This window comes from Pantoea sp. Ap-967 (genome assembly GCF_011752565.1).
Lineage (GTDB): Bacteria > Pseudomonadota > Gammaproteobacteria > Pseudomonadales > Pseudomonadaceae > Aquipseudomonas.
This window is the reverse complement of sequence record NZ_VWXK01000011.1, coordinates 1-16204: the sequence shown is the minus strand read 5'-3', so window position 1 is coordinate 16204 and position 16204 is coordinate 1. Positions and strand designations below refer to the sequence as shown.

Sequence of the window (16204 nt, the reverse complement as noted above, 5' to 3'; positions counted from 1 at the left end):
CCGAGGGTCGTTCGAGGCTTGCCGGGGCCCTGCCCTGTACTTAGTTGCCGCTGGAGTTCAGCGCTTCGGTCAGTGCGGCTTCCACCTCACTGGCGCTTACACGCAGCGGTTTGTCGGCATCACGGCGACGCTTGCGCTCGCTGTGGTAGGCCAGACCAGTACCGGCCGGGATCAGACGACCCACGACCACGTTCTCTTTCAGGCCGCGCAGGTAGTCGCGCTTGCCGGTTACCGCTGCTTCGGTCAGTACGCGGGTGGTTTCCTGGAAGGAAGCCGCCGAGATGAACGATTCGGTCGACAGCGACGCCTTGGTGATACCCAGCAGCACGCGGGTGAACTTGGAGATGAACTTGTCTTCCCCTGCCAGGCGCTCGTTTTCCATCAGCACCTGGGTCAGTTCCATCTGGTCGCCCTTGATGAAGCTGGAGTCACCCGACTCGGCGATCTCGACCTTGCGCAGCATCTGACGCAGGATGGTCTCGATGTGCTTGTCGTTGATCTTAACGCCTTGCAGACGGTAAACGTCCTGGATCTCGTTGACGATGTACTTCGCCAGCGCGCTCACACCCAGCAGACGCAGGATGTCGTGCGGATCGCTCGGGCCGTCGGAGATAACTTCGCCGCGGTTTACCTGTTCGCCTTCGAAGACGTTCAGGTGGCGCCACTTCGGAATCAGCTCTTCGTACGGATCGCTGCCGTCGGTCGGGGTAATGACCAGGCGACGCTTGCCCTTGGTTTCCTTACCGAACGCGATGGTGCCGCTGACTTCAGCCAGAATCGAGGCTTCTTTCGGACGACGCGCTTCGAACAGGTCGGCAACGCGCGGCAGACCACCGGTGATGTCACGGGTCTTCGACGTTTCTTGCGGGATACGCGCGATAACGTCACCAACGCCGATCTGAGCACCGTCAGCCACACCTACCAAGGCGTTAGCCGGCAGGAAGTACTGGGCAGGTACGTCGGTACCTGGCAGGTACAGGTCCTTGCCAGCGGCGTCGACCATCTTGATTGCCGGACGGATTTCCTTGCCAGCGGCAGGGCGATCCTTGACGTCCAGGACTTCAATGTTGGTCAAGCCGGTCAGCTCGTCGGTCTGACGCTTGATGGTGATGTTTTCTTCCATGCCCACGAAGGTCACGGTACCTTTCAGCTCGGTCACGATCGGGTGGGTGTGCGGGTCCCACTTGGCGACGATGGCGCCAGCTTCGACCTTGTCACCTTCCTTCACGGAAATTACCGCACCGTAAGGCAGCTTGTAGCGCTCACGCTCACGGCCGAACTCGTCGGCAATGGCCAGTTCGCCGGAACGCGATACGGCAACCAGGTTACCGTCGGCACGCTCAACCTGTTTCAGGTTGTGCAGGCGCACCATACCGCCGTTCTTCACCTGGACGCTGTCGGCAGCCGAAGTACGGCTTGCAGCACCACCGATGTGGAACGTACGCATGGTCAGCTGGGTACCCGGCTCACCGATCGACTGCGCAGCGATAACGCCGACAGCTTCACCGATGTTCACCTGGTGACCGCGAGCCAGGTCACGACCGTAGCACTTGGCGCAGATACCGAAGCGGGTTTCGCAGTTGATCGGCGAACGCACGATCACTTCGTCGATGCTGTTCAGCTCGATGAACTCGACCCACTGCTCGTCGACCAGGGTACCGGCCGGAACGATGACGTCCTCGGTGCCTGGCTTGAACACGTCGCGGGCAATGACACGGCCCAGTACACGCTCACCCAGCGGCTCTACAACGTCGCCGCCTTCGATGTGCGGGGTCATCAGCAGGCCCTGGTCGGTGCCGCAGTCGATCTCGGTCACGACCAAGTCTTGTGCAACGTCTACCAGACGGCGAGTCAGGTAACCGGAGTTCGCAGTCTTCAGTGCGGTATCCGCCAGACCTTTACGAGCACCGTGGGTCGAGATGAAGTACTGGAGTACGCTCAGACCTTCACGGAAGTTCGCCGTGATCGGCGTCTCGATGATGGAACCGTCCGGCTTGGCCATCAGGCCACGCATACCGGCCAGCTGACGGATCTGGGCCGCGGAACCACGCGCACCGGAGTCAGCCATCATGTACATCGAGTTGAAGGACTCTTGGTCGACTTCGTTGCCTTCGCGGTCGATGACCTTCTCTTTCGAGAGGTTGGCCATCATCGCCTTGGACACTTCGTCGTTCGCCTTGGACCACAAGTCGATGACCTTGTTGTACTTCTCGCCCTGGGTTACCAGGCCGGAGGCGTACTGGCTCTCGATTTCCTTCACTTCGTCGGTAGCGTTACCGATGATGCGGGCTTTCTCGTCCGGGATAACGAAGTCGTTAACACCGATGGAAACGCCGGAAATGGTCGAGTAAGCGAAACCGGTGTACATCAGCTGGTCAGCGAAGATCACGGTCTCTTTCAGACCCACCACGCGGTAGCACTGGTTGATCAGCTTGGAGATCGCTTTCTTTTTCATCGGCTGGTTGACCACGTCGTACGGCAGGCCTGCCGGTACAACCTGGAACAGCAGCGCACGGCCGACGGTGGTGTCGACGATGCGGGTGTTCTTGACCACCGAACCATCACGCTCTTTCACGGTTTCGTTGATACGAACCTTGATTTTCGCGTGCAGGGCAGCTTCGCCGGCGCGGAATACGCGGTCGACTTCCTGCAGGTCGGCGAACACGCGACCTTCGCCCTTGGCGTTGATGGCTTCACGGGTCATGTAGTACAGACCCAGTACCACGTCCTGCGACGGAACGATGATTGGCTCACCGTTGGCTGGCGACAGGATGTTGTTGGTCGACATCATCAGCGCGCGCGCTTCGAGCTGGGCTTCCAGCGTCAGCGGCACGTGAACGGCCATCTGGTCACCGTCGAAGTCGGCGTTGTACGCGGCGCAGACCAGCGGGTGCAGCTGGATAGCCTTACCTTCGATCAGTACCGGTTCAAAGGCCTGGATACCCAGACGGTGCAGGGTCGGTGCACGGTTGAGCAGGACGGGGTGTTCGCGGATCACCTCGGCGAGTACGTCCCACACCTCTGGCAGCTCGCGCTCGACCATCTTCTTGGCAGCCTTGATGGTGGTCGCCAGACCACGCATTTCCAGCTTGCCGAAAATGAACGGCTTGAACAGCTCCAGGGCCATCTTCTTCGGCAGACCGCACTGGTGCAGACGCAGGGTCGGGCCTACGGTAATTACCGAACGGCCGGAGTAGTCCACACGCTTACCGAGCAAGTTCTGACGGAAGCGACCTTGCTTACCTTTAATCATGTCGGCCAAGGACTTCAGCGGACGCTTGTTCGAGCCAGTGATGGCGCGACCGCGACGGCCGTTGTCCAGCAGGGCGTCGACCGCTTCCTGCAGCATGCGCTTTTCGTTGCGCACGATGATGTCCGGCGCCGACAGGTCGAGCAGGCGCTTCAGACGGTTGTTACGGTTGATCACCCGACGATACAGGTCGTTCAGGTCGGAGGTCGCGAAGCGGCCACCATCCAGCGGCACCAGCGGACGCAGGTCCGGCGGCAGCACTGGCAGGACGGTCAGGACCATCCACTCAGGCAGGTTGCCCGAGCCCTGGAAAGCTTCCATCAGCTTCAGGCGCTTGGACAGCTTCTTGATCTTGGTTTCCGAGTTGGTCTGCGGAATCTCTTCGCGCAGGCGGCCGATCTCGTGCTCCAGGTCGATAGCGTGCAGCAGTTCGCGGACAGCCTCGGCACCCATGCGGGCGTCGAAGTCGTCACCGAACTCTTCCAGCGCTTCGAAATACTGCTCGTCGTTCAGCAGCTGGCCCTTTTCAAGGGTGGTCATGCCCGGGTCGATCACGACGTAGCTCTCGAAGTAGAGCACGCGCTCGATATCACGCAGGGTCATGTCCATCAGCAGGCCGATACGGGACGGCAGCGACTTCAGGAACCAGATGTGGGCAACCGGCGAGGCCAGTTCGATGTGCGCCATGCGCTCACGACGAACCTTGGCCAGGGCAACTTCAACGCCGCACTTCTCGCAGATCACGCCGCGGTGCTTGAGGCGCTTGTACTTGCCGCACAGGCACTCGTAGTCCTTGACTGGGCCAAAGATCTTGGCGCAGAACAGGCCGTCACGCTCAGGCTTGAACGTACGGTAGTTGATGGTTTCCGGCTTCTTAACTTCACCGAACGACCACGAACGGATCATTTCAGGCGACGCCAGACCGATGCGGATGGCGTCGAACTCTTCGACTTGACCCTGGTTTTTCAGCAAATTCAGTAGGTCTTTCAAGGCCTTTCCTCCTGGCGGAGCAGGGAGCGGGCATTACCTGCCCCACTCCCCTTCGCGTCACGTGTTATTCGGTTTCCAGATCGATATCGATACCGAGCGAACGGATCTCTTTGATCAACACGTTGAAGGACTCGGGCATGCCCGGCTCCATACGGTGATCGCCATCCACGATGTTCTTGTACATCTTGGTACGGCCGTTCACGTCGTCCGACTTCACTGTGAGCATTTCTTGCAGGGTGTATGCCGCGCCGTATGCTTCCAGCGCCCACACTTCCATCTCCCCGAAACGCTGACCACCGAACTGCGCCTTACCACCCAGCGGCTGCTGGGTAACCAGGCTGTAGGAACCAGTGGAACGCGCGTGCATCTTGTCGTCCACCAAGTGGTTCAGCTTGAGCATGTACATGTAACCAACGGTCACAGGACGCTCGAACTTGTTGCCGGTACGGCCATCGAACAGCACCATCTGGCCGCTTTCTGGCAGGTCTGCCAGTTTCAGCATGGCCTTGATCTCACGCTCCTTGGCACCGTCGAAGACTGGGGTGGCCATTGGCACGCCTTTCTTCAGGTTGTTCGCCAGGGCGATGATCTCTTCGTCGGTGAACTCTTCCAGGTTCTCCTGACGACCACCGATCTCGTTGTAGATCTCGGTGAGGAAGGTACGCAGTTCAGCGGCTTTACGCTGCTCTTCGATCATGCGGTCGATCTTCTCGCCCAGGCCTTTGGCCGCGAGGCCCAGGTGGGTTTCAAGGATCTGACCGACGTTCATACGCGAAGGTACGCCCAGCGGGTTCAGTACGACGTCGACCGGAGTACCGTTGGCGTCGTGCGGCATGTCTTCGACCGGCATGATGACCGAGACGACACCCTTGTTACCGTGACGACCGGCCATCTTGTCACCCGGCTGGATGCGACGGCGGATTGCCAGGTAAACCTTGACGATCTTCAGTACGCCCGGTGCCAGGTCATCGCCCTGCTGCAGCTTGCGCTTCTTGTCTTCGAACTTGTCGTCCAGCAGACGGCGACGGTCGACGATGTACTGCTGAGCCTTTTCCAGCTGCTCGTTCAGTGCATCTTCAGCCATGCGCAGTTTGAACCACTGGCCGTGCTCCAGGCCGTCCAGGACTTCGTCGCTGACCACGGTGCCTTTCTTCAGGCCCGCGCCACCGTCGACCACCTGGCCGTTCAGGGCTGCACGCAGACGTTCGAAGGTTGCACCTTCGACGATGCGGAACTCTTCGTTGAGGTCCTTGCGGATCTCGTCCAGCTGCATCTTCTCGATGGCCAGGGCGCGGCTGTCGCGCTCGACGCCATCACGGGTGAAGACCTGTACGTCGATGACGGTACCCTTGGTGCCGGTAGGCACGCGCAGGGAGGTGTCCTTAACGTCGCTGGCCTTCTCACCGAAGATTGCGCGCAGCAGTTTTTCTTCCGGCGTCAGCTGGGTTTCGCCTTTTGGCGTGACCTTGCCGACCAGGATGTCGCCAGCGCCGACTTCGGCACCCACGTAGACGATACCGGCTTCGTCCAGCTTGTTCAGCGCAGCTTCACCCACGTTCGGGATGTCCGCAGTGATTTCCTCTGGGCCAAGCTTGGTGTCACGGGCCACACAGGTCAGTTCCTGGATGTGGATCGTGGTGAAGCGGTCTTCCTGAACCACACGCTCGGACAGGCAGATGGAGTCTTCGAAGTTGAAGCCGTTCCACGCCATGAACGCGATGCGCATGTTCTGACCCAGAGCCAGTTCACCCATGTCGGTGGACGGGCCGTCGGCCATGATGTCGCTGCGCTGGACCTTGTCACCCTTGCTGACCAGCGGACGCTGGTTGATGCAGGTGTTCTGGTTCGAACGGGTGTACTTGGTCAGGTTGTAGATGTCTACACCGGCTTCACCGGTCTCGACTTCGTCGTCATTGACGCGCACAACGATACGGCTGGCGTCGACCGAGTCGATCACACCACCGCGGCGAGCAACCACGCAGACACCGGAGTCACGGGCAACGTTGCGCTCCATGCCGGTACCTACCAGCGGCTTGTCGGCACGCAGGGTTGGTACAGCCTGACGCTGCATGTTCGAACCCATCAATGCACGGTTGGCGTCGTCGTGCTCGAGGAACGGAATCAGCGAGGCAGCAACGGAAACAACCTGCTTCGGCGAAACGTCCATCAGGGTGACGTCTTCCGGCGCCTTGACGGTGAATTCGTTCAGGTGACGAACGGCTACCAGCTCATCGATCAGCTGCTTCTTCTCGTTCATCGCGGCCGAAGCCTGGGCGATGACGTGATCGGCTTCTTCGATAGCCGACAGGAACACGATGTCGTCGCTGACAACGCCTTCCTTCACCACGCGGTACGGGCTTTCCAGGAAGCCGTACTGGTTGGTGCGGGCATAGGCTGCCAGGGAGTTGATCAGACCGATGTTCGGACCTTCAGGAGTCTCGATCGGGCACACGCGGCCGTAGTGGGTCGGGTGTACGTCACGGACTTCGAAGCCGGCGCGCTCACGGGTCAGACCACCTGGGCCGAGTGCGGAGACGCGGCGCTTGTGGGTGATCTCGGAGAGCGGGTTGTTCTGGTCCATGAACTGCGAGAGCTGGCTGGAACCGAAGAACTCTTTCACCGCCGCCGCTACCGGCTTGGCGTTGATCAGGTCTTGCGGCATCAGGCCTTCGCTTTCGGCCATCGACAGACGTTCCTTGACCGCACGCTCTACACGTACCAGGCCAACGCGGAACTGGTTCTCGGCCATCTCGCCAACGCAACGAACGCGACGGTTACCCAGGTGGTCGATGTCGTCGACGATGCCTTTGCCGTTACGGATATCGACCAGGGTCTTGAGAACCTCGACGATGTCTTCCTTGCTCAGCACGCCCGAACCTTCGATCTCGGTACGACCGATACGACGGTTGAACTTCATGCGGCCAACGGCGGACAGGTCGTAACGCTCGGCGCTGAAGAACAGGTTGTTGAACAGGGTTTCGGCAGCATCCTTGGTCGGCGGCTCGCCTGGACGCATCATGCGGTAGATCTCGACCAACGCTTCCAGCTGGTTGCTGGTGGTGTCGATCTTCAGGGTATCCGAGATGAACGGACCGCAGTCGATGTCGTTGGTGTACAGGGTCTCGATGCGAACGACCTGAGCCTTGGCGATCTTGATCAGCAGCTCGGTGGTCAGCTCGGTGTTGCACTCGGCCAGGATCTCGCCGGTGGCCGGGTGAACGATGGCCTTGGCGGTGGTGCGGCCGAGCACGTACTCCATCGGCACGTCCAGCTGGCTGACACCGGCCTTCTCGAGCTGATTGACGTGGCGCGCGGTAATACGGCGGCCCTGCTCGACGATGACCTTGCCGCTGCCGTCAAGGATGTCCATGACCGCAACTTCACCACGCAGACGCTGAGGCACCAGTTCCAGGCTGAGTTTCTCGCCGGAAATGTGGAACACGTTGGTGGTGTAGAAGGTGTTGAGCACTTCTTCAGTGCTATAGCCCAGCGCGCGCAGCAGTACCGAGGCCGGCAGTTTGCGGCGACGGTCGATACGCACGAACACGCAGTCTTTCGGGTCGAACTCGAAGTCCAACCAGGAACCGCGGTAAGGGATGATGCGAGCGGAGTACAGCAGCTTGCCGGAGCTGTGCGTCTTGCCACGGTCGTGGTCGAAGAACACACCAGGCGAACGGTGCAGCTGGGAAACGATTACTCGTTCGGTACCGTTGATTACGAAGGTACCGTTCTCAGTCATCAGGGGGATTTCACCCATGTAGACTTCTTGCTCTTTGATGTCCTTGATCGCTTTGTTCGACGATTCCTTGTCGAAGATGATCAGGCGCACCTTGACCCGCAGTGGGACCGCGAAGGTCACGCCACGCAGGACACATTCCTTCACATCGAAGGCGGGATCGCCCAGGCGGTAGCCTACGTACTCCAGGGCAGCATTGCCGGAGTAGCTGATGATCGGGAATACCGACTTGAAGGCCGCGTGCAGGCCGACGTCACGGAACTGATCCTTGGATGCTCCCGCTTGCAGGAATTCGCGATACGAATCCAGCTGGATGGCCAGAAGGTATGGCACATCCATGACGTCCGGCAACTTGCTAAAGTCCTTGCGGATACGTTTTTTCTCAGTGTATGAGTAAGCCATCAGCGTTCCCCAGCTTGGTCACCTGCTTGTTTGGCTTCTCCCGGCGGGAGCAGCCAGAAAATCGTGCAAACCCCTTGGTTTGCGCACCCACATGGGTGTCTTGCAGCGTGTTATCGGGGCCGGATTGACCAGCCACCAATAACGGAAAAAGGCCGGTGGCATAAGCCACCAGCCATCAGCCTTTCGCTCAACGCTCAGGCTGGCATCGCAAAGTCGAGATTACTTCAGCTCGACTTTAGCGCCTGCTTCTTCCAGCTTCTTCTTAGCGTCTTCAGCGGCTTCTTTCGAAACGCCTTCAGCTACAACCTGAGGAGCGCCGTCGACTTTCTCTTTGGCTTCTTTCAGGCCCAGACCGGTCAGTTCGCGAACGGCTTTGATCACGTTCACTTTCTTGTCGCCGGCTTCAACCAGAACAACGTTGAACTCGGTCTGCTCTTCAACAACGGCAGCAGCAGCAGCTGGGCCAGCAGCGGCAACAGCAGCGGTAACGCCGAAGGTTTCTTCCATTGCTTTGATCAGCTCAACAACTTCCAGAACGGTTTTCTGGCCGATTGCTTCGATGATTTGTTCGTTAGTCAGAGACATGACTTAAATCCTGTATTGGGGTGACAGCCTACGCAGCCATCAAATTAAACGTATGATTTTGAAAGAGTTTCGCGTGCCTTAGGCAGCGGTAGCTTCTTTCTGGTCGCGAATGGCTGCCAGAGTACGAGCCAGCTTGCTGGTAGCGCCTTGGATCACGCTCATCAGTTTCGCAATAGCTTCGTCGCGGGTCGGCAGGGTAGCCAACACGTCGATCTGGTTCGCTGCAATGAAATTGCCGTCAAACGCAGCTGCCTTGATCTCGAACTTGTCCTGACCCTTGGCGAACTCTTTGAACAGACGAGCAGCAGCGCCCGGGTGTTCGTTGGAGAAAGCAATCAGGGTCGGGCCTTTGAACGCGTCGTTGAGGATCGAAAATTCGGTGCCTTCAACAGCGCGCTTGAGCAGGGTGTTACGTACGACACGCACGTATACGCCAGCTTCGCGGGCCTCTTTACGGAGTCCGGTCATTGCGCCTACAGTCACACCACGGGCATCGGCCACGACAGCGGACAGAGCGACTTTGGCAGCCTCGTTGACTTCAGCGACGATGGCCTTCTTGTCTTCGAGTTTAATTGCCACGGGTTTACTCCTGGTTTTTACCGTTTCATCTGGCCGAAGCCGGATGTCGTTTTGGTGTCTGATTCGGTAACGAATCGGGAGCACCATCTGCGTGGGCTGGGGTTTTAAGGCTTGCGCCGCCTACGGTCTTGGATAGCCCCCGCCAGGCAGGGACCCCAATTTTTGCGGGTGGCGCGACAGGTCGCGCCACCAAGTTCTTACACGTTCAGCGAGCTCTGATCGATGACCAGACCTGGGCCCATGGTGGTGCTCAGGGTAACACGCTTAACGTAGATACCTTTCGAGGAAGCTGGCTTGATACGCTTCAGGTCAGCGATCAGGGCTTCAACGTTTTCCTTCAGCTTGTCAGCTTCGAAGCCGATTTTGCCAACGGAGGTGTGGATGATACCGTTCTTGTCGGTACGGTAGCGAACCTGACCAGCCTTGGCGTTTTTGACAGCGCCGGCTACGTCTGGAGTCACGGTACCTACTTTCGGGTTAGGCATCAGGCCGCGAGGACCCAGAACCTGACCCAGCTGACCTACAACGCGCATGGCATCAGGCGATGCGATGACGACGTCATAGTTCAGGTCGCCGCCTTTCATTTCGGCAGCCAGATCGTCCATACCTACGCGGTCAGCGCCGGCAGCCAGAGCGGCTTCAGCAGCTGGACCCTGGGTGAAGACAGCAACACGTACGGTCTTGCCAGTGCCGTGTGGCAGCACGGTAGCGCTACGAACGACCTGGTCGGATTTACGTGGGTCAACACCGAGGTTAACGGCGATGTCGTAGGACTCTACGAATTTGGCAGCCGGCAGCGAAGCGAGCAGGGTTGCGGCTTCTTCGAAGTTGTAGGCCTTGCCTGCTTCGATTTTCTCGGCGATTGCCTTTTGGCGCTTGGTCAGCTTAGCCATTACACACCCTCCACGTTCAGGCCCATGCTGCGGGCAGAGCCAGCGATGGTGCGTACAGCTGCGTCCAGGTCAGCGGCGGTCAGATCAGCCTGTTTAGCCTTGGCGATATCTTCCAGCTGAGCACGGGTAACGGTACCGACTTTAACGGTGTTCGGGCGAGCCGAACCACTGGTCAGGCCAGCAGCTTTCTTCAGCAGAACCGAGGCAGGGGTGCTCTTGGTCTCGAAGGTGAAGCTACGGTCGCTGTAAACAGTGATGATTACTGGAGTCGGCAGGCCGGCTTCTTGACCCTGGGTACGGGCGTTGAAGGCCTTGCAGAATTCCATGATGTTCACACCGTGTTGGCCCAGAGCTGGACCAACGGGTGGGCTTGGGTTGGCCTGGCCGGCCTTAACTTGCAGCTTGATGTAAGCCTGAATCTTCTTAGCCATGAGCTACTCCAAAATCGGGTACGAACGCCAGATGGCTCCCCGGATGACTTGCGTTTTATCCCAGTGACGACAAAACCCCGCAGCACACAGGGCTGCGGGGTATGGGATGCTGTGTCCGCCTAGACCTTTTCGACCTGGCTGAACTCGAGCTCCACCGGAGTAGAGCGACCGAAAATGAGCACTGCAACCTGCAGGCGGCTCTTTTCGTAGTTAACCTCTTCGACACTACCATTGAAGTCAGCGAACGGACCGTCAATGACTCGAACCACTTCACCTGGCTCGAACAGCGTCTTCGGCTTCGGCTTGTCGCTGCCGTCGGCAACGCGACGCAGGATAGCCTCGGCTTCTTTATCGGTGATTGGCGCAGGCTTGTCTGCCGTGCCGCCGATAAAGCCCATCACACGAGGGGTGTCCTTGACCAAGTGCCAAGTCCCTTCGTTCATCTCCATCTGGACCAGTACATAGCCAGGGAAGAATTTACGCTCACTCTTGCGCTTCTGGCCATTGCGCATCTCAACGACTTCTTCGGTCGGAACCAAGATCTCGCCGAAACCGTCTTCCATGCCAGCCAGCTTGACGCGCTCGATCAGGGAGCGCATTACATGCTTCTCGTAACCCGAGTAAGCATGCACAACATACCAACGCTTAGCCACGGGACACCTTTAGCCAACGATCAGGGAGACCGCCCAGCCGAGCAGGGAATCAAGACCCCACAGCAGCAGTGCCATAACCAGCACGACAGCCACGACAATCAGCGTGGTCTGGGTGGTTTCCTGGCGGGTCGGCCACACGACTTTACGAATCTCGGCACGCGCTTCCTTCGCCAGCGTAAAGAACGACTTACCCTTCGCGGTCTGCAGGGCTACGAAGCCAGCGACAGCAGCCAGGGCGAGAAGTGCAAGGACGCGGTACAGGATCGGGGATGCGGAGTAATACTGATTACCCACGACACCGACAACCACCAAAGCCACTACAGCCAGCCACTTGAACAGATCGAAACGCGAATCTTGGGCTTCAGTTTTGGGAGTCATCGAGGAGGATCCTGTAAGAAGAAAGCCATCACACCGAGGTGAAATGGCAGGTCAGGAGGGAATCGAACCCCCAACCTACGGTTTTGGAGACCGTCGCTCTGCCAATTGAGCTACTGACCTGTAACGCTGTATCAGGCCGGCTATTATACCGGCCCGATCAAAGAAATCAACTACTTATTCAATAATCTTTGCTACGACGCCGGCGCCGACGGTACGACCGCCTTCACGGATGGCGAAGCGCAGACCGTCTTCCATTGCGATGGTCTTGATCAGGGTGACAACCATTTGGATGTTGTCGCCTGGCATTACCATTTCAACGCCTTCCGGCAGTTCGCAGTTACCGGTCACGTCAGTGGTACGGAAGTAGAACTGAGGACGGTAGCCTTTGAAGAACGGAGTGTGACGACCGCCTTCTTCCTTCGACAGAACGTAGACTTCTGCGGTGAACTTGGTGTGCGGCTTGACCGAACCTGGCTTGACCAGAACCTGGCCACGCTCAACGTCGTCACGCTTGGTACCACGCAGCAGAACGCCGCAGTTCTCGCCAGCACGACCTTCGTCCAGCAGCTTGCGGAACATCTCAACGCCGGTGCAGGTGGTGGTGGTGGTGTCACGCAGACCAACGATTTCCAGTGGGTCTTGAACCTTGACGATACCACGCTCGATACGGCCGGTAACAACGGTACCACGACCCGAGATCGAGAATACGTCTTCGATCGGCATCAGGAATGGCTGGTCGATGGCACGAACTGGCTCAGGGATGTAGGCATCCAGAGTTTCTACCAGCTTCTTAACAGCGGTAGTGCCCATTTCGTTGTCGTCTTTGCCTTCCAGCGCCATACGAGCCGAACCGATGATGATCGGGGTGTCGTCGCCTGGGAAGTCGTAGGTGGACAGCAGGTCGCGAACTTCCATCTCGACCAGTTCCAGCAGCTCAGCGTCGTCTACCAGGTCAGCCTTGTTCAGGAAGACCACGATGTACGGAACGCCAACCTGACGGGACAGCAGGATGTGCTCACGGGTTTGTGGCATCGGACCATCGGCGGCCGAGCAAACCAGGATCGCGCCGTCCATCTGGGCAGCACCGGTGATCATGTTCTTCACGTAGTCAGCGTGACCTGGGCAGTCAACGTGAGCGTAGTGACGAATGTTCGAGTTGTACTCGACGTGAGCGGTGTTGATGGTGATACCGCGCGCTTTTTCTTCCGGAGCCGAGTCGATCTTGTCGAACTCAACGACTGCCGAACCGAAAACTTCGGAGCAGACGCGAGTCAGAGCTGCGGTCAGAGTGGTCTTACCGTGGTCGACGTGGCCGATAGTGCCGACGTTGACGTGGGGAAGAGAACGATCAAACTTTTCCTTAGCCATCGATACAATCCTCCGCAGAAGAAATAGTCTTACGCTGATAAAACAAAGGCAGATATTTTCATATCTGCCTTGTTTATATGGAGCTCTTGAGCGGACTTGAACCGCTGACCTCACCCTTACCAAGGGTGTGCTCTACCAACTGAGCTACAAGAGCGAAACACTTTGTGCAAAATCCAGCAAACTTGGAGCGGGTAGCGGGAATCGAACCCGCATCATCAGCTTGGAAGGCTGAGGTTCTACCACTAAACTATACCCGCGGAGCTTGCGGCTCTCGCTAAAACTGGTGGAGGGAGAAGGATTCGAACCTTCGAAGCTCTCGCAACGGATTTACAGTCCGTCCCCTTTGACCGCTCGGGAATCCCTCCAGATGTGGCCGGCATTCTATGTTGCTGCCGTCCTAGTGTCAAGCTTTTTTTCAAATTTTTTCAATCAAATCTGAAACTTAGCTGCTTTGACACTCGCTTCCAGTTCTGCCACCTAAGTGGTGTTCCCTGTGAAGCGGGCGCCATTCTATCAAGCTATTCGCCAGTTGCAATACCCTGGCAGAAAATAATTTTATGTTTTAAGTCTTTGAAATCGTTGGAAAGAGTGGCGAGGACGGTTTGGTCCAGCAAACGCTCGCTTTCAGGGGCAATCTTGAGCCACAAGCCATCTGCTCCTGGCAGCTGCCCAGACACTGGCAAAGCCGAAATATCCAGGCTCAGCAGGCGTTGGCGCAGCTCATCGAGCTGTTCGCGCCGCGCCAGGCCACCGACTACCAGGCATTCATCCCGGCGCCGGGGCGTAGCGGAGCCCGTTTCGCGTAACAGGCGGATTTCCTGCTGGCTTCCTTTATAGAGCGACAGCGGCGCTACATCCTTGGCCTTGAGCGGGGCTTCCTGTTGGTGCCAGACGTAATAGAAGACGTTGAGCACCAGCAACAGCAGAAACAACCAACGCATAAGCACCTCAGCTCAATGGGCAGGCCATTGCCAGGCCAACGAATACCAAGTCGGGAACGATACGCGCCTGCGGCGCAGCCTCGCGGACCAGCGGCGCATCACCGCCGGTAAGGAACACGGTGAAATCATCCCCCCACAGCGCCTTTGCCTGCTCCAGCTGGGTACGGGCAAAACCCTGCAACATCAACACGCAACCACGCTCGACGGCTTCGACCGTCGAACGCCCAGGTGCCAGGCTGCTCAGGGCGCGTTCGGCCGAGGCATCGTCGTAGCGAATCCGCCGGGTGTGGGTACGCAGCTGGCTGCGCATCAAAGGCATGCCCGGGCAGATGTAGCCCCCCAGGTGCTCGCCGTCCGCGGCGACGAAATCAGCTTTCGCCGCAGTGCCCAGGTCGATCACCAGGCAGGCCCCCTTGGCCAGGTGGAACGCCCCAAGCGCAGCCAGCCAACGATCCATGCCCAGGCGCTGGTAGTCTTCATAGCCATTGCGCACCCCGGCCATCTGCTGGGCAGGCTCGGCTACCCGCGCCGTGACCGAGAATGCCTTGGCAATCAGGGCACAGAGGGCAGCGGTTTCTTCCTCGCTGCGCACACTGACAATTCGGCAACCGGTGAGGCGCAGCACTGCCAGCGCACTGACTTGATCGACCAGCGCTTGGTCGGCATCGACAATGCCACCGCCGACGATCGTGGCGTCAGCCGCGTGGATGACACGCCACTTGATAAAGCTGTTCCCGCAATCGAGCTCAAGAATCATCACGCAACCTCAAACTGAGCTCACCACCACTGAAGCTCTTCTCCACGCCATCGACCTCAAGGCGCAAACCGCCCTGCCCGTCCACACCCAGCACCACACCATCGATTCGGGTGGTTCCGGCAATCAGCGACACCTTGCAGCCCTGCCACAGATGCGCCTGCTCCCATTCTTCCTGGAAGGCCGCGAAACCGTAGCGGCGATGGCGCGCCAACTCATGCTGCAGCTGCTGGCTGAGCATGGCCACGAGGCGATTGCGATCAATTGTCGCACCCACTTCACGGCGCATGGAGGTCCACTGCTGATCGACCTGCTCATTGGCCTGCATGTTCACATTGATGCCGATACCCAGCACCACATGGCACACATCCGCCGGGTCGCCGACCAGCTCCAGGAGTATCCCGGTAATTTTCTGGCCGCCCACGAGCACATCGTTGGGCCATTTGAGGCCGACATCTTTTACACCGAAAGCCTGCAGGGTGCGCATGACCGCCAAACCCACCACCAGGCTCAAGCCTTCGAGCTGGCGCATGCCACCTTCAACCCGCAGCACCAGGCTGTAGTAAAGGTTTTCAGCGAAAGGGCTTACCCACATGCGGCCGCGACGACCGCGGCCGGCACTCTGGCGCTCTGCCAAGACCAGGAACGGCGCAACCTGGCCTTCGCCGGCAAGGCGCAGGCCCTCGGCATTGGTCGAATCGATGGTGTCATGGATGAATACGGGCCACTGCTCGCCCTCAGCCGCCGCAGCAATCGCCTGGGCATCGAGCAAGGCCAATGGTGCGGCCAATTGATAGCCTCGACCACGCACTTTATGAATGGAGAGGTTCAACTCACTTTCCAGGTGCTGCAGCTGCTTCCAAACGGCGCTGCGACTTACCCCGAGGGCTGCCCCCAAGGCTTCTCCGGAATGGAACCGGCCATCCTTGAGGAGATTCAACAACTTCAGCATGCCAGTCTCGACTTGGAATAAGGCTGGCATGATAGCTAGGGGTCGTTGGCTTGCATAGGAAAAGGGCTGCCAGCGCCTCGCGATCCCCTGCGGGATGGGTGCCCAACCTGGTAGGAGCGAGCAAAGCTCGCGAGGCGATCGGCCAGGCGCCGCGTATCTCAAGAAATTAAACGCCAGAAAAGACAAAACCCCTACCTGCTCGCGCAGATAGGGGTTTTGCGAAATGAATCTTGACGATGACCTACTCTCACATGGGGAAACCCCACACTACCATCGGCGATGCATCGTTTCA

Annotated in this window: 12 protein-coding genes and 4 tRNA genes; all 16 read right to left on the bottom strand. The window is 58.6% G+C overall.

Annotation, left to right across the window (positions count from 1 at the left end; translation table 11 throughout):
- Positions 1-40: 40 nt before the first annotated feature.
- The gene (gene rpoC / locus F3J45_RS13445) at positions 41-4240 is read right to left on the bottom strand and encodes a DNA-directed RNA polymerase subunit beta' (RefSeq protein ID WP_167063063.1); all 4200 of its coding nucleotides are present in this window, start codon (positions 4238-4240) and stop codon (positions 41-43) included.
- Positions 4241-4304: 64 nt separating this feature from the next.
- Positions 4305-8378, bottom strand: a complete 4074-nt coding sequence (gene rpoB / locus F3J45_RS13440) for a DNA-directed RNA polymerase subunit beta (protein WP_167063060.1) — start codon at positions 8376-8378, stop codon at positions 4305-4307.
- Positions 8379-8597: 219 nt separating this feature from the next.
- The gene (gene rplL / locus F3J45_RS13435; protein ID WP_003255496.1) at positions 8598-8963 is read right to left on the bottom strand and encodes a 50S ribosomal protein L7/L12; all 366 of its coding nucleotides are present in this window, start codon (positions 8961-8963) and stop codon (positions 8598-8600) included.
- A 78-nt stretch (positions 8964-9041) separates the two neighbouring features.
- Entirely contained in the window at positions 9042-9542 is a 501-nt protein-coding gene (gene rplJ / locus F3J45_RS13430) for a 50S ribosomal protein L10 (protein WP_009681245.1), read from the bottom strand.
- A gap of 197 nt (positions 9543-9739) precedes the next feature.
- Positions 9740-10435, bottom strand: coding sequence for a 50S ribosomal protein L1 (gene rplA / locus F3J45_RS13425; RefSeq protein ID WP_103448758.1), 696 nt, complete (start codon positions 10433-10435; stop codon positions 9740-9742).
- Positions 10435-10866 (bottom strand): 50S ribosomal protein L11, encoded by a 432-nt coding sequence (gene rplK / locus F3J45_RS13420; protein WP_003255500.1) that lies wholly within the window; start codon positions 10864-10866, stop codon positions 10435-10437. Before rplK ends, rplA begins: the two co-directional genes overlap by 1 nt.
- A 119-nt stretch (positions 10867-10985) precedes the next feature.
- Complete coding sequence (gene nusG / locus F3J45_RS13415) at positions 10986-11519, bottom strand: transcription termination/antitermination protein NusG (RefSeq protein WP_003255501.1); 534 nt, start codon at positions 11517-11519, stop codon at positions 10986-10988.
- Between the two features lie 9 nt (positions 11520-11528).
- Positions 11529-11897, bottom strand: a complete 369-nt coding sequence (gene secE, locus F3J45_RS13410) for a preprotein translocase subunit SecE (protein ID WP_167063057.1) — start codon at positions 11895-11897, stop codon at positions 11529-11531.
- Positions 11898-11941: 44 nt separating this feature from the next.
- Positions 11942-12017, bottom strand: a tRNA-Trp gene (locus F3J45_RS13405).
- Positions 12018-12071: 54 nt separating this feature from the next.
- A complete protein-coding gene (tuf, locus tag F3J45_RS13400) occupies positions 12072-13265 on the bottom strand; it encodes an elongation factor Tu (protein ID WP_167063054.1) in 1194 nt (397 codons plus the stop codon).
- Positions 13266-13343: 78 nt separating this feature from the next.
- Positions 13344-13419 (bottom strand) — tRNA-Thr (locus F3J45_RS13395).
- 29 nt (positions 13420-13448) lie between these two features.
- Positions 13449-13522, bottom strand: a tRNA-Gly gene (locus tag F3J45_RS13390).
- A gap of 24 nt (positions 13523-13546) precedes the next feature.
- Positions 13547-13630, bottom strand: a tRNA-Tyr gene (locus F3J45_RS13385).
- Positions 13631-13783: 153 nt separating this feature from the next.
- Positions 13784-14212 (bottom strand): hypothetical protein, encoded by a 429-nt coding sequence (locus tag F3J45_RS13380; protein ID WP_205299919.1) that lies wholly within the window; start codon positions 14210-14212, stop codon positions 13784-13786.
- A gap of 1 nt (position 14213) precedes the next feature.
- Entirely contained in the window at positions 14214-14963 is a 750-nt protein-coding gene (locus F3J45_RS13375; protein WP_167063051.1) for a pantothenate kinase, read from the bottom strand.
- Complete coding sequence (gene birA, locus F3J45_RS13370) at positions 14953-16098, bottom strand: bifunctional biotin--[acetyl-CoA-carboxylase] ligase/biotin operon repressor BirA (protein WP_205300512.1); 1146 nt, start codon at positions 16096-16098, stop codon at positions 14953-14955. Before birA ends, F3J45_RS13375 begins: the two co-directional genes overlap by 11 nt.
- Between the last annotated feature and the right edge of the window lie 106 nt (positions 16099-16204).